We start from the raw sequence: 639 nt of genomic DNA on the forward strand, positions 1-639 counted from the left end.
CTCGGGGCGGTACCACTCGGTCAGCGAGTTGACGGTGCCGAACAGCAGCCGGCTGGTGACCGCGGGATCGACGTCGGGGCGGACGTCCCCCTCGACCTCGGCGGCACGGACCAGCTCCGTCACGAGGCGGTCGAACGTCCGGCGCCGCTGCAGCGCGTCGCGCTCGACGTCGGAGTTGCCCCGCACCCGCAGCAGCAGGGTGACGAAGGGCAGCTCGTCGATGAGGACCCGCACCGACCCCCGCACCACGTGCTCGAGCCGGTCGATGGCCGGGCCGGTGGTGGCACCCGGCTCCTCCGTGACCGCGAACAGGGCGTCGAGCGCCCGGTCGAGCGCGAGCCGGAGCAGCTCGACCTTGCTGGAGACGTGGTGGTAGATGGCCGACTTGGTGATGCCGAGGCGGGCGGCCAGCTCGTCCATGCTGGTCGCCTCGTAGCCGCGCTCGATGAACGCCTCGACGGCGATGTCGAGCAGCGAGTCCAGCGAGTGGCCGGGCCGCCCGCGGCGCGGCGGCGCGGCCGGGGGCAAGGTCACGAGCGCTTCCGCAAGTCATGCAGGCGCTGCAGCTTGCCCACCGAGCGGGCAAGCGTCTCCGGGTCGACGACGACCACGTCGACACTGGTCCCGACCGTGTCCTTG

1 protein-coding gene is annotated in these 639 nt (G+C 72.6%); it reads right to left on the minus strand.

Annotated features, from left to right (window positions below; translation table 11 throughout):
• Positions 1 to 534, minus strand: a 534-nt coding sequence (locus tag E6R62_RS38165) for a TetR/AcrR family transcriptional regulator (RefSeq protein WP_136217977.1), incomplete at its 3' end; no start/stop codon positions are given.
• Between the last annotated feature and the right edge of the window lie 105 nt (positions 535 to 639).

The sequence above is a fragment of the Streptomyces sp. A1136 genome, from assembly GCF_004795055.1.
Classification (GTDB): Bacteria; Actinomycetota; Actinomycetes; order Streptomycetales; family Streptomycetaceae; genus Streptomyces.